Genomic DNA, 17853 nt, shown 5'->3' on the forward strand with positions numbered 1-17853 from the left:
GTAGACTTTAGAGCTTAGCCTTTTTTTTTTGATTGTGGGTAACGTCTTATAAAATACAATTTATACATTATATACGGAACTATAAATCTGTTATCGTTAGAAATCAACGTTCATTCACGGTTCTATATATTTCATAATTTCATTTTCAAATAGTTGCGCACATCTTAATTCATTAAAATTTCCGAGAAAGCGAGATTAGCTAATTACTCAAAACAAAAAAATCGCAACGGTTTCCCATTGCGATTTATGTTCTTACTTGAGTGACGTTTTTAAACTACACCTTGTGCCAGCATAGCATCGGCAATTTTTACAAAACCTGCTATGTTTGCTCCTTTTACATAATCAACATAACCATCGCCATCTTTACCGTATTCCACACATGCTGCGTGAATATCGTTCATGATATTATGTAATTTTTCATCCACTTCTTGTGCTGTCCAGCTCAAACGCAACGAGTTTTGAGACATCTCCAATCCAGAAGTTGCAACACCTCCAGCGTTTGATGCCTTACCTGGTGCAAATAAAATTTTTGCCTTTGCGAACACCTCAATCGCCTCAGGCGTAGAAGGCATGTTTGCTCCTTCGCTCACACAAATACATCCATTTTTCACAAGTGTTTTTGCTTCGCTTGCATCAAGTTCGTTTTGAGTTGCACATGGCAATGCGATATCACATTTTTCACTCCACGGGCGTTTACCTTCGTGATATTGAGCTGACTTATATTTTTTAGTGTACTCGCTAATACGTCCACGTTTTTCGTTCTTAAGTTCCATTACAAAAGCAAGTTTTTCTGTGTTCAAGCCTTCAGAATCGTAAATGTATCCTCCAGAATCTGACATCGTAACCACCTTACCGCCAAACTCCATTGCTTTCTCCGCAGCGTATTGCGCCACGTTTCCTGAACCCGAAATAACAACTGTTTTCCCTTTAAAGCTTTCGCCTTTGGTTTCGAGCATGTTTTTTGCGAAGTAAACGTTACCGTATCCTGTAGCTTCTGGTCTAATTAATGAACCTCCATAAGAACGTCCTTTACCAGTAAGTACTCCTGTAAATTCGTTACGCAATCTTTTATATTGCCCGTACATGTATCCTATTTCACGTCCACCAACACCTATGTCTCCCGCAGGAACATCTGTATCTGGGCCTATGTGCTTAGAAAGTTCGGTCATCAAACTTTGACAAAAACGCATTACCTCTGCATCACTTTTCCCTTTTGGGTCGAAATTACTACCCCCTTTACCACCGCCCATAGGGAGTGTGGTTAAACTGTTTTTAAACACTTGTTCAAATCCTAAAAACTTAAGGATGCTCAAATTTACTGATGGATGAAAACGAAGTCCACCTTTATACGGCCCAATTGCTGAGTTAAACTGAACACGGTATCCTTTATTGATATGGATTTCTCCATTATCATCCGTCCACGGAATTCTAAACATGATAACGCGCTCTGGCTCTACCATTCTTTCCAATAGTTTTTTACCTTGGTACTTTTCATTCGCTTCAATAAATGGAATTACCGTTTCGGCAACTTCGGTTACTGCTTGTAGAAATTCTGGTTCGTTAGGATTAGATTTTTCAACAGATGCAATAAAATCTTTAATGCTTTGCTTCATAGTGTGATTTTTTGTCTTTATGACGAATACATTGATAATACTGGACCCGGTTCTTATATTTCTTCGGAAATTTCCAGCGTTTAAAATTTCAGTATAATAAAAAGAATTCTTTTAAAATCGTCACCTCCTTATATATAGGTAATAAGTTAGTAAAATACTTTTAAGAAAACGTTTTCGTTATAGCATGACAAATATAATATTTATGTGAGTATATATAAGGTTAAATTTTAGCGTTACCCCAAAAGTCATCGATAAATTTCGCCGTTCATAGTATTTTTATATATTTGTTACGTCTCAATCTAAACCCAAACTACTAATGAATACCAGAATTTTGCTATTGGTATTGATCCTATTTGCATTTTGTAAGCAGGAAATTCATAGCCAAGCCGGTTTCTCGCATGAAATAGGCGTTATCACTGGCCCTGTTGCATTCTATTCAGATTATGGAATTCGAGGCGATGTTGAAACCAATACTGGAAATGTAGGTTTTGGTGTGGGTATAGTGCACTACCTTAATTTTTCTTACAGAGCAGATTGTAATTGTTACACAGCCGATACTTTTTTCAATGACCACTTTAAGGTAAGAAATGAGCTAAATTATCACAAAACCAATTTAGAACATTTAGGCCCTTTAGTGGCACCTGATGAAACAAGTTTGTTCTCAGACCAATTACGTGCTGTAAGTGCCAGTACCCGTGTTATCGAAATAGGCTCGCAATTAGAATACTTTCCTTTGAGTATACGTGATTTTGCTGCTATGCAATATCGTTTTGCTCCTTTTATTTCCTTTGGGGTTCATTATGTAAACTTTGACCCTGAGGCAGAATCATCATTAGCTCCTGGAGGAGATATCAATGGTCCTGTGGCGTCTAGTCAAAAATATTTAAATTCATATCAACAAGCAGGAGACTCAACCTGGGCTTTGCTAGGAAGTATTGGTGTTCGATACAAATTAAGTGACTATAGCGATATTATGCTAGACAGTCGCTGGACCTATTATTTTAGCGATTGGGTGGATGGCTTAAATCCTGGAATTGAACAAAACGGAATTTTACCAGTACCAGAAAACAAAGCCAACGACTGGATTTACTGGTTGAACTTAGGGTATATTTATTATCTAGATTAACAAATTATTCTTTATAAAACAGAAAGCCGATATTTTTAATGAATATCGGCTTTCTGTTTTTATCATTTCTGAAAAGAGCTTATAAAAACTATCCAATCGCCTGTTTTAAATCTTCTATTAAGTCCTCCACATCTTCAATCCCCACACTTAATCTTATAAGTGCGTCAACAATACCTGTTTTCTCGCGCTCGGCTTTTGGGATGCTCGCGTGCGTCATGCTTGCAGGATGGCCCGCAAGACTTTCAACACCGCCAAGACTTTCGGCAAGCGTGAATACTTTTAAACTTTCTACAATTTTTATAGCATCTTCATACTTGTTTCCTTTGGTCACAAAACTCAACATTCCACCAAAATCGCTCATCTGTGACTTTGCTATTTTATGATTGGGGTGATCTTCAAATCCGGGCCAATATACCTTTTCAATTTTTGGGTGTTGTTTTAAATAATGAGCAATTGCTTTTCCATTTTCGCAATGGCGTTGTACTCTTAAATGCAATGTTTTTATACCTCTCAAAACTAAAAAAGCATCCTGCGGCCCACAAATAGCACCACTTGCGTTCTGGATAAAATAAAGCCTATCTGCCAGTTCTTTATCCCTAACCACAAGGCCTCCCATGACAACATCGCTATGACCACCCAAATATTTTGTAGCACTATGCATAACGATATCTGCTCCCAAATCTAACGGTTGCTGTAAATAAGGCGTTGCAAATGTGTTATCAACAGCAAGCAAAACACTATGCTTTTTAGCAATAGCAGCACATGCTTTTATATCGATGATATTCATCATTGGGTTTGTGGGCGTTTCTATCCAAACCATCTTCGTTTTATCGTTTACAAAACTCTCAATGTTTGATGCATCGCCCATCCCAATAAAATGAAATTTAATACCAAAATCCTCATAAATCTTGGTAAACAAACGATAACTTCCACCGTATAAATCGTTTGTCGAAATCACTTCGTCGCCAGGTTTTAATAATTTGATTACTGCATCAATTGCCGCAAGTCCGCTACCAAAGGCGAGTCCGTAATTTCCATTTTCAATACTAGCTAAGGAGCGTTCTAAAGCAGCACGCGTAGGGTTTCCACTTCGTGAATATTGAAAACCTTTATGACCTCCAGGCGTTGTTTGCGAATACGTACTCGTTTGATAAATAGGTGGCATGACAGACCCAAAAGCTGGGTCCACATCATGCTGCCCGCCGTGAATTGTTTTTGTGTTAAATTTCATCTTTAAGTTCCGCTAGTTGGAGCAGAATAGGTTTTAATTAATAGCTTCTTTCAACTTCATCTCCATAATTATTATTTAAAAATACAAGTTTAACATGCATTAAAAAAACTGTTGTACTTTTGCGATATGATCAAAAAAATTGCTCCCCTATTATTACTTTTTCTATTCATTATTGGCTGTAAAGATACCCCTCTTGTTTCTTCCGAAATTTCTTTCAGTCACAAAGATTTACCCTCATGCAACACTGTTGCGTGCCCAGATATTTTCGTGAATTATCCAAAATATACTGGCGAAGAAGCAGTGGTAAAATCCATCAATGATTCGGTTAAACAATTTATCATCAAAACGCTTTACCTTGATGATCCAGACCAAAAACCCACTGCTGCCAGCATTGAAGAAGCTGCGCAGGAATTTATCGATATGTACCGAATGCATAGTGCCGAGTTTCCAGACCTTACGATTGATTATTATTCCGAAATTGAAATCGAAGAAAGTTTCCGAAGTGAAGAACTCCTTTCCATTGAGTTGTATCAAGAAAAGTACACGGGCGGAGCTCACGGCTATCGTTCTCTTGCCTACGGAAATTTTAATATTGAAACTGGGCAAGAAATCCCAAACGAAAAACTTTTTAAGGATTTGAAAACGTTTACGGATGTTGCCGAAACCTATTTTAGACAACAACACAACATTTCAAAAAATGATGAAATAAATTCCACAGGATTTTGGTTTGACGACAACGAATTTTATCTCCCGGAAAGCATTGGTTTCAACAAAAAAAGTCTTGTGCTACATTACAATCAATACGAAATTGCATCGTACGCTGAAGGCCCCATTGAAGTGGAAATTCCGCAGGAAAAGGTTGCAGAATATCTTACCATTTCATTAAAAAAATAATAGTTTAAATCCCGAGTACACGCTTTAGAGCGAGCACATAACCCAAGTGAATTCCTTCGTGAAAATTATTGAATTCAATCGCCTCCTTTGCTGAACTCAACGTAGTTTTTGTGGTTACCGTATATTCCTTATAATTGGTAAATAAGCCGTTATTCCAATCTTCCTCAGTCTTTTTTATCAATGCGTGGAGTTGGTTTTTGCAGAGGTCAACATCATCTTGTGTAATATCACCTTCGGGCTTTGTTCCCTTTTTATAGCCTTGCACATCATCGTTTGACACATGTAAAGGCAGTCCGCTCAATCCATAAACAAGCGCTTGTTGTGTGACCACAGTATGCTTAATATTCCAAAAAATATTATTGTTGAAGCCTGCAGGAACTTTATTGAGCAACTCCAACGGAATAGTTTCTAAAAAATGGTAAAAGATGTCTCTGTTTTTAATTGTAATATCAAAAGTGTGATTCATGATTTCTAAAATTTTTGCAGTTATTTAACGCTTGCTTTTTAAAGAAGCAATTAATTTGCAGCTAATAATTTAATAGTTTTAAAAGTAGTAACATTAAAATAAGAAAGCAATGAGAAAAGTATATTATTTGAGCACATGTGATACTTGTAAACGAATTATGGATGAGCTGGAATTACCTTCGGCATTCATCAAACAAGATATCAAGACACAAGGAATCACAGAAACCGAAGTAGAGGAAATGGTAAATCTCGCCGGAGATTATGAGGCGCTTTTTAGCAAAAGAGCCCGACTCTACAAAGAGCGAAATTTAAAAAATGAAGAGTTACTAGATGAAGATTACAAAAATCTCATCCTTGAACATTACACTTTTTTAAAACGCCCCGTAATTATTGACAATGACAAGATTTTTATAGGCAATTCAAAGAAAACAGTGGAAGCAGCTAAAAAAGCGATTCATGGTTCGTAATAGTATTTTCACTTCGGAAATTTGTATTTAATTAAAATTTCCGAAGTACTAATTAGCACAAAGTTCCTCATATAAAGAGTAACTTTGCGCTTTTAATTTTTTTATGAACCCAAGAATTCTCGCCCTCATCGCTGCTTTTACTGCTAGCTTTATTTATGGCATCAACCATACTATTGCCAAGGGATTAATGCCAACGGTTATCGAGCCTTTTGGTTTTATTTTGTTGCGTGTATTTGGTGCTGCGGTTGTATTTTGGATTCTTAGTATTTTCTATAAAAGAGAAAAGATTGAAAAAAAAGATTGGTGGCGAATAATTGCAAGCGCATTCTTTGGGATGGTCTTGAACATGACCATGTTTTTTAAGGGACTCAGCTTATCAACCCCTATAAATAGTAGTGTTGTTATTACTATTGCGCCCGTTTTATTATTGATTCTTTCGGCTCTATTTTTAAAAGAAAGAATTACGTGGCGCAAAGGTGCGGGCATTGGTCTTGGGCTTATTGGAGCACTTGTACTTATTCTTTTTGGTATAAAAACACAACAAAATGCACCTAATATTCCTCTAGGAAATATGTTGTTTTTAGTCAATGCAGCCTCGTATTCCGTCTATCTTATTATCGTGAAACCGCTTGTGTCAAAATACAATAGCATAACTTTGATGAAGTTTCTATTCCTCTTTGCTTTCCTTATAAACCTACCTATTGGGTTTCAGGAATTTACTCAAGTGGATTGGACAGGATTAAGTTTTGATTCTATTTGGAAATTATCCTTCGTTGTTCTCGGTACAACTGTACTCACCTACCTTTTTAACATTTATGCCCTTAAGCAATTGAGTCCGGCTGTAATTGGTGTTTTTATGTACTTACAGCCCTTGATAGCTGTACTTTTTGCAATTGCGACTGGCGCTGACCAACTAACAACACTGCGCGTTATTGCTGCGTCACTTATCTTTTTAGGCGTGTATCTGGCGACAAGGAAAAGGAAGAAGAAAAATTTAACCGTTTCATAATTAAAGCATTATGTCTTAATATAGTTTTATTTGTATCTTAGTTTTCCTAACTTTTCTAAACAACTTAAAATGAAAACACAAGAAATAGCAAACAACCTAGTAAAGTGGTGCAACGCAGGCGAAGAGCATAAATGCTACGAGCAATTGTATAGCCCAGATATCGTAAGTATTGAAATGGAAGGTAGTGAAAACCAAGTAGCAAAAGGCATGGACGAAATCGCTAAAAAAGGCGAATGGTGGCGCGAAAACTTTGAAGTGCACAGCGCAAAAACAAGCGAGCCTACAGTTGCAGATAATTGGTTTAGCGTGCGTCACTCAATGGATATCACTCACAAACCCAGCGGACAAAGAAGCCAAATGGATGAACTGGGAGTGTATGAAGTAAAGGATGGCAAAATTGTGAGAGAGCAGTTTTTTTACAATACTGAAGGATAGCTTATAGGACACCTATTTAAAAAGGGGATTTGCAATTGCAAATCCCCTTTTTAACTTACTCTAGATTTTGTGGCACTTGCCCATGCTTTCTTGTATGCTCTTTTGTGATGACATAAAAATCGTCTGTTCTGTCTAGTTTATTTAGATTGATAAATAGCTCTTCTGGCAAATCTCTTAATTTTCGTTCCGTTAGATCAATCCATCCACCCATCATTTCACATCGGGCTATATTGCGTCCTTTGTGGTCATAAAAGTTATGCTGAAATGAGAAATACATCCCATTTTCGCTAATCCCTTTTAATTCTATACTTACTCTAATGGGTTTTCCGGGAAAGACTTCTTTGAAATAAAACATGTGTTCATAAAAAACAACTGGCCCTATGTTTTGTTCTACCATTTTAGCCTGACCAAATCCATTTTCAAGCATAAAACTCAGTCTTGTATGGCTCATATAGTTAATATAAGCGCTATTTGCTAAATGCCGATTGGCATCTATGTCGCTCCATCTAACTTCAAATTCTTTTAAATACATATTGTTTAATATAATTTATCTACAAAGGTAAACTTTAAGCACTATTTCGTTCAATAAAATTGATGACAGCGTCATACACATCCTCTCTTTTTAAATCATGCTTCAATCCTTCAGTAATATAGGTTTCTATTTCTGGATGATTTTTTAGAGCGCTTAAAACAGGAGGGTAAGGCGTAATAGAATCATCTTTATCGTGCACTACCAATACTGGTTGTTTTACAGTATCAAAAAAGTTTTTGAGCCGTACCCGCTCATGCGGAATTTTTAAAATGGTATTAACTTTTGCCCCCACTAAACTTTCAGATTTATTGGATAACCCTACAAAGTTTTTGAAATACACGAAAATCGCATCCATTCCAGTGGCGGCTCCCATGATAACAAATTTTTTAACGGGGAGTTTTGGGTTCAATAGATACATGTAACTCAGCGCCGTATTGCTCAAAGAATGGCAAATTAAAACATCAGCACCATTCATTTTATCTAAGGAATATTCAATTGCTTTTCTAAAATCTTCGATGGTCAATGTGGTTCCTTTTGCCATTCCGTGACCAGGAGCATCCAGTGCGTACATGGAATAGTTGGACATATTGAGCTTTTCAAAATAGGGCAACCAGCGCTGACTGTTACTTTCCCAACCGTGTAAAAAAAGTATCTTTTTTTTTCCATTTCCCCATTGATGCAACACTGCAGATGTTCCTCCAACTTCAAAAAAATGTTGTGTTCCTTTATCAAAAAATGCTTTCCCAGTTTCTGAAACTGGTGCTCTTTTCACCTTTATCAAAATATTAAAAGCAACCTTGGCTGCTTTTTTGGGTGCAATAATTGCCAAAAAATTAATCCAAGCCCCTATCGACTTTATAATTATATTCTTCATGTAAAATAGGAAGCTAGTAGGTCTTAAATTCTTTTAACCGAAATATTAAAACCTTTAACTTTTAGTTTATTCAATAATTAATTTTCTAACAACAGTAGTAGCATCATTACTGAAACGCGCAAAATAAACTCCCGAAGTCAGATTGAAATTTATCTCATTGCTATCAACCGAAATTTCTTCACTCAACACCATCTTTCCTTGAAGATTGAAAAGGGATAAAGTAGTAAAACCAGGTGTATTTGAAAAATTGATTTTATTATTTGCTGGATTTGGGTACAGTATAAACGCTGCTAAATTTTGATCTGCCAACCCTAAAAATTCACAATTTACGGGGTCGAACAATACTTCTCCCAGAGTAGCATCGTCAACTTGGTGGAAAATTACCTCTTCGGCAGTGCTCAAATCGTTTGGAACTCCTTCTACCCAACAATTATTTTTTGCTTCAATGGTGTTGCCTGTGTTGTTGTACAGCGCGAAAACATCTCCGTTGTTTCCATTTTCAGAAAAAATGTTTTCTCCGGGTGAATCGCTTGTCCCGTCACCCAAATTAATGGATGCTTCTCCAATGAGTGTGATTCCCCAAAGATTTCTTCTAATTTCATTTCCTGTAGTAATCACATCCATTCCAGGAGACGATGTGTTAAGTGAAATTCCACTTCCTCCCAATAATGGGTCGCCTTGTGTGTTGTTGTCTTCAATAATATTATTTGTGATGTTTACAACAGCATTATTTCCAAGAATTGTGATTCCGTAGCGGTTATCGCGAATAGTGTTGTTTGATATTTCAGCATTAATAGAACCTCCTATAAAATTTGCAACTGCTATTCCGCCAACCATATCTAGATTTACATCTCCAACAATGGTGTTTTGGTCAATGATAAGTGGGGCATCGTTGCGCGTAGTTCCCAAGTTAATTTGCGGTCTATTTGAGTTTGATTGGTTATTTCCTTCTAAATAATTATTTGAAATATTTGCCGAAACATCTGCATTAGCCGCCGAACCTATGGCTGCAAGTTGATTGAATGTAATGGTATTATTTGTAATTTGAGGAATCCCACGTGAAAGCTGAATCACAGCACTCGTCGTTGCTCCTTCTGTGTTGTTAGTCAACGTGCAGTTATCAATAGAAAACGTTTCGGTTAACACTCTGAGTCCGCCGCTGTATTCAATGGTTGTGTTTTGAATATTAATTTCTGAATTTTCTTCAAAACGGAAACCTTCAAAAGACATTTGATCAATTCCGAAGATACTTACTTCATCTGCAGTAACATTAAATGTTCCAAACACTGTAATCAACAATCCATCTTCAACACCAAGATCAATATTTGAATCAATTAGTATCGTATCATTTTCAGCGATTATTAGGTTTTCGAGTAGCGTAAAATCGGTTCCCGAAAAAGTAATCGTCGAAGGACTAGCAGAAGCAATATCATTGAGCGTCCAAGTAACTCCCGTATTTGGAGTTGTGTATGTTTGTGCAATTGTTTGAAATCCAATAAGTAAAAGAGTGCAAACAAAAAGGAAATGTTTCTTCATCATTTAAAGTTTTAAAAGGTATTTTTTTGCAAAAATAAGGGTTATAATTTTCGGAAAAAAGAATTCAACAATAAAGACAAATAGATCTTCCTAATCGTTGACATCAAAATATATAGTTTGTAATTTTATTTTTTAAACAAAACCTCATCAAATTGCCAATCCTAAAATCATCATACAAAGCAAAAGCACTTTTTAAAAATGGACATTTCGCCACTATTTATTCGGCAAAATTGCGTCCCAGTCCTGTGCTGGAACAACAGCGCGAGCGATTAGAATTGAGCGATGGAGATTTTATAGATACCGATTGGTCTTTCGCTGAAATTTCTGAAGAAAAAACTACAAAACTTGCCATTTTAATGCACGGTCTTGAGGGCAATGCGCAACGCACGTACATGAAAGGTCAAGGAAAAATTCTCATTGAAAATGGATGGGATGTCGCTGCCATGAACCACAGAGGTTGTAGCGGCGAAGAAAACAGACTGTATCTTTCTTACAATAGCGGGCGTACCGAAGATCTTGATGAACTTATTGAACACATTTTGTCAAATTATAAGTATGACGAAATTGCCCTCATTGGGTTTAGCCTTGGTGGAAATGTAATTTTAAAATATCTGGGCGAACGAGATACATTTCCGAAGCAAATAAAAAGTGCTGTAGGGGTATCGGTGCCATTATATTTACGAGGTGCGTTGGAACAATTGATAAAGCCCGAAAATGTGGTTTATAGCCAAACATTTATTAATGATCTTCGGAAAAAATACAAACGTAAAATGGTATATTTTCCAGATGCAATGAATGCTGAGGAGTTAAAACAGATAAAAAATCTGTTAGAATTTGACCATCGCTATACAGCAAAAGCACACGGATTTAAAGACGCTTTTGACTATTATGAAAAATCGAGCGCGCTGCAATATTTACCTAATATTAAAATTCCAGTACTCATTTTGAATGCTGAAAATGACAGCTTTTTATCGCCAGAATGTTACCCTTTTGACATTGCAAAAAACCATAAAAATATATACCTTGAAGTTCCTAAAACAGGTGGACATGTTGGGTTTCACAAATCGAATGCGGTGTATTATTCCGAAAAAAGAACGCTTAAATTTATAACAGACCATGAATGATTTGACAGCATTTCAGGAATTATTAATGGGGCTTGGCTACTGCGTATTCATGCTAATAATAGGGTTTATTTTTCTGAAATTTCCGCCGAAAAACATCAATCATCTGTATGGATATCGAACGCGCCGTTCCATGAAAACGCAAGAGGTTTGGGACGCTGCCAATATATTTTCGGCAAAAGCTTTGATTAAAATTTCGTTGTGGAGCATCATCTTTCCCGTATTTTCTTATTTGTTTTTTCCGAAATATATCATCCTTATTTCAGTCATAGGAAATACACTTTTATTGCTGTTGACATTACCCATGACCGAAAATTTCATCAAGAAAAATTTTGATGACGAGGGAAAACGATTAAACAATTAGCGTTTCTGAATTCCTACTTCTGAATTTTGAATTAGTTACATTTGCACTCTTAATGTAAGATTATGATTCAATCAATGACGGGTTACGGTAAAGCTGTAATTCAATTACCTTCAAAAAAAATTAGCGTAGAGATAAAATCTCTCAACAGCAAAGGGCTGGATTTGAGCTCTCGCGTGCCTTCGGCGTATCGTGAGAAGGAATTGGACATTCGTAAAATGCTTGCCAATGCCTTGACACGCGGAAAAATTGATTTGAGCTTATACGTTGAAAGTACTGGCGAAGAAACCTCAACACAACTTAATGAAACGGTTGTAAAACAATATATGTCGCAATTGGCAAAAGTAGTTGACGGCGATAAAACCGAATTACTCAAAATGGCAATGCGCATGCCAGATGCCTTAAAAACCGAACGTGAAGAAGTGGATGAGTCTGAGTTTGCTGAAATTTTAAAAGCGGTAGAAGAAGCATTAGTTCAAATAAACACATACCGTAGCGATGAAGGCGAAGTTTTAAAAAACGACTTTTTAGAACGGGTAAATACCATTGAAGAACGACTCAACGAAGTTCTTGAAATAGACTCTCAACGTATTGAAAATGTGAAGGATCGTTTGCGTACTGCGGTGTCTGACTTAAAAGAAAAAGTAGATGAAAATCGTTTTGAGCAAGAACTCATTTACTATTTAGAAAAGTATGATATTACCGAGGAAAAAGTGCGTTTGCAAAACCACATCAACTATTTTAGAGAGGCTATAAATAGTGATGACAGTAACGGGAAAAAATTAGGGTTTATCACTCAAGAAATAGGTCGTGAGATTAACACAATTGGTAGTAAATCAAACTTTGCACCCATGCAACAACTCGTGGTACAAATGAAGGATGAATTAGAGAAAATAAAAGAGCAGGCTTTAAACGTTTTGTAATGACTAAAGGAGGAAAATTAATCGTATTCTCCGCGCCATCTGGAAGTGGGAAAACAACGATTGTAAAAAATTTACTTGGAAACGATGCACTAAATCTAGAGTTCTCTGTTTCTGCGACTTCGCGCGAACCTCGTGGCGAAGAAGAGCACGGAAAGGATTATTACTTTTTAAGCCTGAAGGATTTTAAACAGCACATAAAAAATGAAGACTTTCTAGAATGGGAAGAAGTCTATCGCGATAATTTTTATGGTACCTTAAAAAGTGAAATTGAACGTATTTGGGCGATGGGTAAAAACGTAATCTTTGATATCGATGTTGTAGGCGGATTACGCATAAAGCGGAAATATCCAGAACGAACACTTGCCGTATTTGTAAAACCACCTAGCGTGGACGAACTTAAAATAAGGCTCAAAAAGCGCAAAACCGAAAGTGACGAAAAAATAAATATGCGTATTGCAAAAGCGAGCGTAGAAATGGCAACCGCTCCTCGTTTCGACCATATTATTTTAAATGACACGCTAGAACACGCACTTGTGGAGGCTGAAAGATTAGTGAAAGAACATATCTCAAAACCTCTTTTTGATGATGTAAAATTAGAAAAAGACGCAGTTTCAAAAGAAGAGGAATGAATACTTCAAAAAAGATAGGGCTTTATTTTGGCACGTTCAATCCCATCCATATAGGGCATTTAACGATTGCCAATTACATGGTGGAGTTTAGTGACTTGGACGAAGTATGGATGGTCGTAACACCTCACAATCCACATAAAAAGAAAAGTTCGCTTCTTGGCAACCATCATCGTATTGCCATGGTTGACATCGCGATTGAGGACTATCCAAAAATAAAATCCAGCAAAATCGAGTTTAATCTTCCGCAACCCAATTATACGGTAAATACATTAGCAGTTTTGGAGGAAAAATATCCCGAACTAGATTTTTGTTTGATTATGGGAGAGGACAATTTAAAAAGCCTTCATAAATGGAAAAATTACGAAGTGATTTTAGACCGATATTCTATCTATGTCTATCCAAGAATTTCCAGCGGTACAATAGAAACGCAATTTGATAATCACCCTAAAATTTCAAAAGTTCCTGCTCCCATTATGGAGCTTTCTTCTACCTTTATCCGTAAGGCGGTAAAAGACAAAAAGAACATCAAACCAATGCTTCCTCAAAACGTTTGGGAATATCTCGATGAGATGAATTTTTATAAGTAGCCTAAAAAACACCGCCCCAACTACTCGAGTAGAGTAATTGAGGCGGCTACTAACCAACCAAAAATCGTTGTATATTAAAAGGTGCTAATCTTCACCATTTGCTTTTCTATTTGTTCTTTTGACAATCTCAGTTTCCCTCTTTCTTGACCTTCTCCATTTTTATACTGAATATATCCTCTTCCAGTAAACTCATAAGTCGTGCCACTATTTGGATGATATAAAGAAATTGTTCTGTCGTCGATAACGCTCATTTCAAAATATTCATTGCCTAAGAAATCATAATCTAATGTTAAGAATTTTAAATATCGATTTCCGGTGACATCATCCACATTATAAATCCCTGTGTAGTCATAGAAAATGTTGTTTGGGTTTGTGCCATTTTGATCTTGACTACTTTTAAAGTTTCCGTCACCACCGCCCGGTAAAAATGCTACAAAATTTTCATTGTCAAATTCATTGATAGCACCTTCTTGGCTTGAATATGTTTTTTCCCAAGTCACATACTCCTGCACAAAATAATGGATGTTATCATAAAACAGTGCATTGTAATCAAAGGTGTCTCTTTGATACCCAATAATCGTATAATAGCTACCCGTCGCTCTGTTAAATAATTCCAATGTATTGTAATTCAATTGTGTAACTTCAAATCTATTGTTTCCGTCTAGGTCATGCGAAATAATCAAATCAAATCCGTTGGTATTGTAATACCCAACATCAATCCCTAAGCCGTAACCTTGGTCGCCGATACCCACTAAGTTATTATTGGCGTACAAAGTGCCATATTCAAACGACAGCGTAAAGGCGATTTGCATAAATGGAATTTCCCCATTTGCATTGCTCTGATTTACATCCACGTACCACAATTCGTAGTCAGATAATAAATCGGCAAGTGTTACGCTGGGCTGTGGTTCTATAATGGTATCTTCTACGATTACAGTTTCAGTGTAACATGAAGTGAACATTAGGGCTAGGACACTCATCATTAAAAATAGTTTTGTCGTTTTCATATTTCAGCCTTTTAAAGTTAATACCTTCTAATTTCCACAAAGCGTGCCAAATTTATAAGTTGTTGATTTTTAGTTTATTACTTAGTTTTTACGCTTCAGAAATTTTTACAATGGCTAACATTTCCGAAGAAAAAAAGCGTAAAATAGCTTCGGAAATTATACGTGTTTAAAAGATGTGTGTGCTGTTTGAGCCTTATATCCATTTGAAATCTTTTGCCTATTTTTACTGGAGTTTTTATAAGGAATCTAAGCTAAACCTCACCCAATTTATGGGTATTTATATATGAAAGAATCACCAAAATTTGCCGTGTTCGGTGGCGGAAGCTGGGCAACAGCAATCGTAAAAATGTTGTGCGAAAACCTTGATACCGTGGGCTGGTACATGCGCAGCGTGTATGCCACAGAGCACATAAAAAAAGAACAGCACAACCCTAATTATTTGAGCTCGGTAGAGTTTAAGCCTTCACAGTTAATGCTCAACAACGACATCAATGAGATGGTGCGCTACGCAGATATTTTGATATTTGTGATCCCATCTGCTTTCTTATACAGCGAGCTGAAAAGCCTAACCGAGCCCCTAAAAGGAAAGACTATATTCTCTGCCATAAAAGGGATTGTCCCAGAAACCAGCCTTATCGTTGGTGACCATTTTTTTACGTATTATGATGTGCCTTTTAATGATATTGGTGTTATTTCGGGGCCCTGTCATGCTGAGGAAGTAGCTCTAGAAAGACTCTCTTACCTAACCATCGCATGTGCGGATGAAGAAAAAGCAACATTGGTGTGCGACCACTTGAGTTGCGATTATATTAAATGTACTACCAGCGATGATGTAATGGGAACCGAATATGCGGCAATGCTCAAAAATATTTATGCCATCGCGGCGGGTATCGCGCACGGATTAGGCTACGGCGATAACTTTCAAAGCGTGCTGATGAGTAACGCCATCCGCGAAATGAAACGCTACGTGAAAAAAGTCCACAAAATGAAACGAGATATTAACGATTCGGCTTACTTAGGCGATTTATTGGTGACGGGCTATTCGGTTTTTAGTCGTAATAGAATGTTTGGTAATATGATAGGAAAAGGCTACACTGTAAAGAGCGCCCAAATGGAAATGAGCATGGTTGCAGAAGGATATTATGCAACAAAAAGTGCATACCAACTCAATCAAGACAAAGGAAAAAAGAAAGCCAAAACCCCCATTATCAATGCGATTTATGAAATTTTATACGAAAACAAAAACCCTAAAAAGGTAATGGCAAAGTTGACAGAGAAGTTAAATTAATCACCCTTAGCCAACAACTGCTTTAAGTAGTAGCTCGGATAAATTTTATACTTTTTATAAAAGGCTTTTGAGAATGATTCGCCACTCTTAAAACCGCTTTCTTGGGCAATTGCTTTAATGGTATATTTTCTAAATTTTGGGTTCTCGTTCAACTCCTCCATGGCATATTCGACTCTCAAATCGTTTAAATATTGAGAAAAATTTTTGTCCTTTTTCAAGTTGATCACTTTGGAAAGATACGTTGAGTTTGTTCCGAAAGACTTCGCGACTTTATTAAGCGTGAGTGTTGACGAAGTAAAACTCTTTTTAGTTTCAAAAGTGTCTAATTGTTTTAAAATATCTTCAATAATTTCGGCTGAAATTTCTTGTTTTGAAGCAGACGAAGAAGCATCCACTTTTTTGTCCTCTTTAGTTGTTATTAATTTCTGAAATCGTTTTTTATACACCCATTGTCTATTGATGTAATATCCCAATAAAAATAAACTCAATCCCAATAAACCAATGACGAGCAGCATCTTATTTGCTGAAATTTTATTTTCTATCTCTAGCAAATCAATCCTATTTTCCTTTTCTTCAACCAACTGAGGAATGATATATTCCTCGTTTGTTCGGCTTTTTATTTTTGCCTGTCTCGTGTTTATTTGATTGGTAACATCATTTAATTTATACAAATAATCAATTTGCTTTTCTCTATTTCCTTTCTCTTTGTAATAAGCGATTAAACTACTGTAAACCTTAGGTAATTCTGGAAACAACATAGTATCTTCTTCATATAAAGCGTCAACTTTTTCTAAAGCACGTATGGCATAATCCTCAGAACTCTGACCAAAATAAATTTGAGCAAGTTCGTAGTAATAATCATACATATAACTCCTGTCGTAGTATTCTCTATATTCATCTCCCTTTAATAAACTGTCTTTGGCAGAACGCATTCGGTTTTGTAATATGAGCGGTGCCGCTGTTTTTGAAACAAAGCTTCGGTACATTATACTATCACCCTTCGCTAGGGACTTTTCAATTCCAAGCTGATAATAATGCAGCGCCTCTTCAGGTTTGTTAAGTTTTGAATAACTAGAGCCTATACCTTTCAAGGTATTTAAATAGTCGGAAACCGAAATTTTAGAATCTGGTACATCCTCAAATAATTTCAATGCAAGAAAATCTGTATCAAGGCTTTTTTGGTAGTTTCCCCAAAGCCTATTAATTCCTGAAATAACATTCAGTGCTGCAATTTTTTGCTCCACGTTCCCTTTTTTCTTTGCAGAATGATATCCTAATATCGCGTTTTTTAAACTTGCATCATACTGCTGATTGTAATATTGAAAAAACGATTTGTAGAGATATCCTATTGCTGGAAAATCGATATGGTCACTATTAATCGCGTAATGTGTTACGCTATCCAAATACTGCAACGTCTGCGGAATTTTAGAAACACGAGCCAACTGTTCGTATCCAATGGCAATCTGAGTAAAATCATTACTCTTTTTAGCACGTTCAATAACCACCCGAGAAATTTGAATGGCCGTTAGTGTATCCTTTACTTTCAAATCAAAAAGCAACCCTAAATAGTCATCACTTTTAGATTCTAAATAAGCATCACTATATTCCTGCCCATATATTAAAGAGCAACTTAGGAATAAAAAAATGAAGTAAAGTGATTTCAAAAAATGATTGCTTAATTTTTAAAAAAGGTCTCGTAATAAGACACACGTTTTCGATTACTATAAAGGTAGGTATTCTTTACCACCTCAAAAG

At 36.4% G+C, this 17853-nt stretch carries 19 protein-coding genes; 11 read left to right on the forward strand and 8 right to left on the reverse strand.

All coding sequences use genetic code 11. The features are described from left to right. Window positions 1–269: 269 nt before the first annotated feature. Complete coding sequence (gdhA, locus tag ACSHW7_RS02440; RefSeq protein WP_435677724.1) at window positions 270–1613, reverse strand: NADP-specific glutamate dehydrogenase; 1344 nt, start codon at window positions 1611–1613, stop codon at window positions 270–272. A gap of 316 nt (window positions 1614–1929) precedes the next feature. On the opposite strand from gdhA, the gene ACSHW7_RS02445 reads away from it, so the two are divergent. Next, the gene (locus tag ACSHW7_RS02445; RefSeq protein ID WP_435677725.1) at window positions 1930–2739 is read left to right on the forward strand and encodes a THC0290_0291 family protein; all 810 of its coding nucleotides are present in this window, start codon (window positions 1930–1932) and stop codon (window positions 2737–2739) included. An 88-nt stretch (window positions 2740–2827) separates the two neighbouring features. Here ACSHW7_RS02445 and ACSHW7_RS02450 read toward each other — a convergent pair whose 3' ends face one another. Then, window positions 2828–3970, reverse strand: a complete 1143-nt coding sequence (locus tag ACSHW7_RS02450; protein ID WP_435677726.1) for a cystathionine gamma-synthase — start codon at window positions 3968–3970, stop codon at window positions 2828–2830. A 126-nt stretch (window positions 3971–4096) separates the two neighbouring features. Here ACSHW7_RS02450 and ACSHW7_RS02455 point away from each other — a divergent pair, with 126 nt between their 5' ends. Next, window positions 4097–4864, forward strand: coding sequence for a DUF3298 domain-containing protein (locus tag ACSHW7_RS02455; RefSeq protein ID WP_435677727.1), 768 nt, complete (start codon window positions 4097–4099; stop codon window positions 4862–4864). A 4-nt stretch (window positions 4865–4868) separates the two neighbouring features. On the opposite strand, the gene ACSHW7_RS02460 is transcribed toward ACSHW7_RS02455, so the two are convergent. After that, window positions 4869–5330: a DinB family protein gene (locus ACSHW7_RS02460; RefSeq protein WP_435677728.1), complete on the reverse strand. Its 462-nt coding sequence runs from the start codon at window positions 5328–5330 to the stop codon at window positions 4869–4871. Between the two features lie 109 nt (window positions 5331–5439). On the opposite strand from ACSHW7_RS02460, the gene ACSHW7_RS02465 reads away from it, so the two are divergent. The 3 genes from ACSHW7_RS02465 (at window position 5440) to ACSHW7_RS02475 (ending at window position 7240) form a co-directional block, all read left to right on the forward strand. After that, window positions 5440–5796 (forward strand): arsenate reductase family protein, encoded by a 357-nt coding sequence (locus tag ACSHW7_RS02465; RefSeq protein WP_435677729.1) that lies wholly within the window; start codon window positions 5440–5442, stop codon window positions 5794–5796. A gap of 103 nt (window positions 5797–5899) precedes the next feature. Continuing rightward, the gene (locus tag ACSHW7_RS02470; protein WP_435677730.1) at window positions 5900–6805 is read left to right on the forward strand and encodes a DMT family transporter; all 906 of its coding nucleotides are present in this window, start codon (window positions 5900–5902) and stop codon (window positions 6803–6805) included. 69 nt (window positions 6806–6874) lie between these two features. Next, a complete protein-coding gene (locus ACSHW7_RS02475) occupies window positions 6875–7240 on the forward strand; it encodes a SnoaL-like domain-containing protein (RefSeq protein WP_435677731.1) in 366 nt (121 codons plus the stop codon). A 55-nt stretch (window positions 7241–7295) separates the two neighbouring features. Here the strand turns inward: ACSHW7_RS02475 and ACSHW7_RS02480 are convergent, their stop codons facing one another. The 3 genes from ACSHW7_RS02480 to ACSHW7_RS02490 all read right to left on the reverse strand — a co-directional run bounded on the left by ACSHW7_RS02480 (window position 7296) and on the right by ACSHW7_RS02490 (window position 10185). After that, on the reverse strand, window positions 7296–7772 hold the full coding sequence (locus ACSHW7_RS02480; protein ID WP_435677732.1) for an acyl-CoA thioesterase: 477 nt from the start codon (window positions 7770–7772) through the stop codon (window positions 7296–7298). A gap of 34 nt (window positions 7773–7806) precedes the next feature. Continuing rightward, the gene (locus ACSHW7_RS02485) at window positions 7807–8646 is read right to left on the reverse strand and encodes an alpha/beta hydrolase (protein WP_435677733.1); all 840 of its coding nucleotides are present in this window, start codon (window positions 8644–8646) and stop codon (window positions 7807–7809) included. A gap of 66 nt (window positions 8647–8712) precedes the next feature. Further along, window positions 8713–10185 (reverse strand): T9SS type A sorting domain-containing protein, encoded by a 1473-nt coding sequence (locus ACSHW7_RS02490; protein ID WP_435677734.1) that lies wholly within the window; start codon window positions 10183–10185, stop codon window positions 8713–8715. Window positions 10186–10334: 149 nt separating this feature from the next. On the opposite strand from ACSHW7_RS02490, the gene ACSHW7_RS02495 reads away from it, so the two are divergent. The 5 genes from ACSHW7_RS02495 to nadD all read left to right on the forward strand — a co-directional run bounded on the left by ACSHW7_RS02495 (window position 10335) and on the right by nadD (window position 13803). Then, window positions 10335–11306 carry a YheT family hydrolase gene (locus ACSHW7_RS02495; protein ID WP_435677735.1) on the forward strand — a complete coding sequence of 324 codons (972 nt, stop codon included), beginning with the start codon at window positions 10335–10337 and terminating at the stop codon, window positions 11304–11306. Continuing rightward, window positions 11299–11667: an SdpI family protein gene (locus ACSHW7_RS02500; RefSeq protein ID WP_435677736.1), complete on the forward strand. Its 369-nt coding sequence runs from the start codon at window positions 11299–11301 to the stop codon at window positions 11665–11667. Before ACSHW7_RS02495 ends, ACSHW7_RS02500 begins: the two co-directional genes overlap by 8 nt. 62 nt (window positions 11668–11729) lie before the next feature. Then, complete coding sequence (locus ACSHW7_RS02505; protein WP_435677737.1) at window positions 11730–12587, forward strand: YicC/YloC family endoribonuclease; 858 nt, start codon at window positions 11730–11732, stop codon at window positions 12585–12587. Continuing rightward, a complete protein-coding gene (gmk, locus tag ACSHW7_RS02510; protein ID WP_435677738.1) occupies window positions 12587–13216 on the forward strand; it encodes a guanylate kinase in 630 nt (209 codons plus the stop codon). Before ACSHW7_RS02505 ends, gmk begins: the two co-directional genes overlap by 1 nt. Beyond that, on the forward strand, window positions 13213–13803 hold the full coding sequence (gene nadD / locus ACSHW7_RS02515; protein WP_435677739.1) for a nicotinate (nicotinamide) nucleotide adenylyltransferase: 591 nt from the start codon (window positions 13213–13215) through the stop codon (window positions 13801–13803). The genes gmk and nadD overlap by 4 nt, the downstream gene beginning before the upstream one ends. A 74-nt stretch (window positions 13804–13877) precedes the next feature. On the opposite strand, the gene ACSHW7_RS02520 is transcribed toward nadD, so the two are convergent. After that, window positions 13878–14810, reverse strand: coding sequence for a nicotinic acid mononucleotide adenyltransferase (locus tag ACSHW7_RS02520; protein ID WP_435677740.1), 933 nt, complete (start codon window positions 14808–14810; stop codon window positions 13878–13880). A gap of 283 nt (window positions 14811–15093) precedes the next feature. Here ACSHW7_RS02520 and ACSHW7_RS02525 point away from each other — a divergent pair, with 283 nt between their 5' ends. Further along, window positions 15094–16098 (forward strand): NAD(P)H-dependent glycerol-3-phosphate dehydrogenase, encoded by a 1005-nt coding sequence (locus tag ACSHW7_RS02525; protein WP_435677741.1) that lies wholly within the window; start codon window positions 15094–15096, stop codon window positions 16096–16098. Here the strand turns inward: ACSHW7_RS02525 and ACSHW7_RS02530 are convergent. Next, a complete protein-coding gene (locus ACSHW7_RS02530; protein ID WP_435677742.1) occupies window positions 16095–17762 on the reverse strand; it encodes a helix-turn-helix domain-containing protein in 1668 nt (555 codons plus the stop codon). The genes ACSHW7_RS02525 and ACSHW7_RS02530 overlap by 4 nt on opposite strands. Window positions 17763–17853 lie beyond the last annotated feature (91 nt).

Source organism: Patiriisocius sp., assembly GCF_051252435.1.
GTDB lineage: Bacteria > Bacteroidota > Bacteroidia > Flavobacteriales > Flavobacteriaceae > Patiriisocius.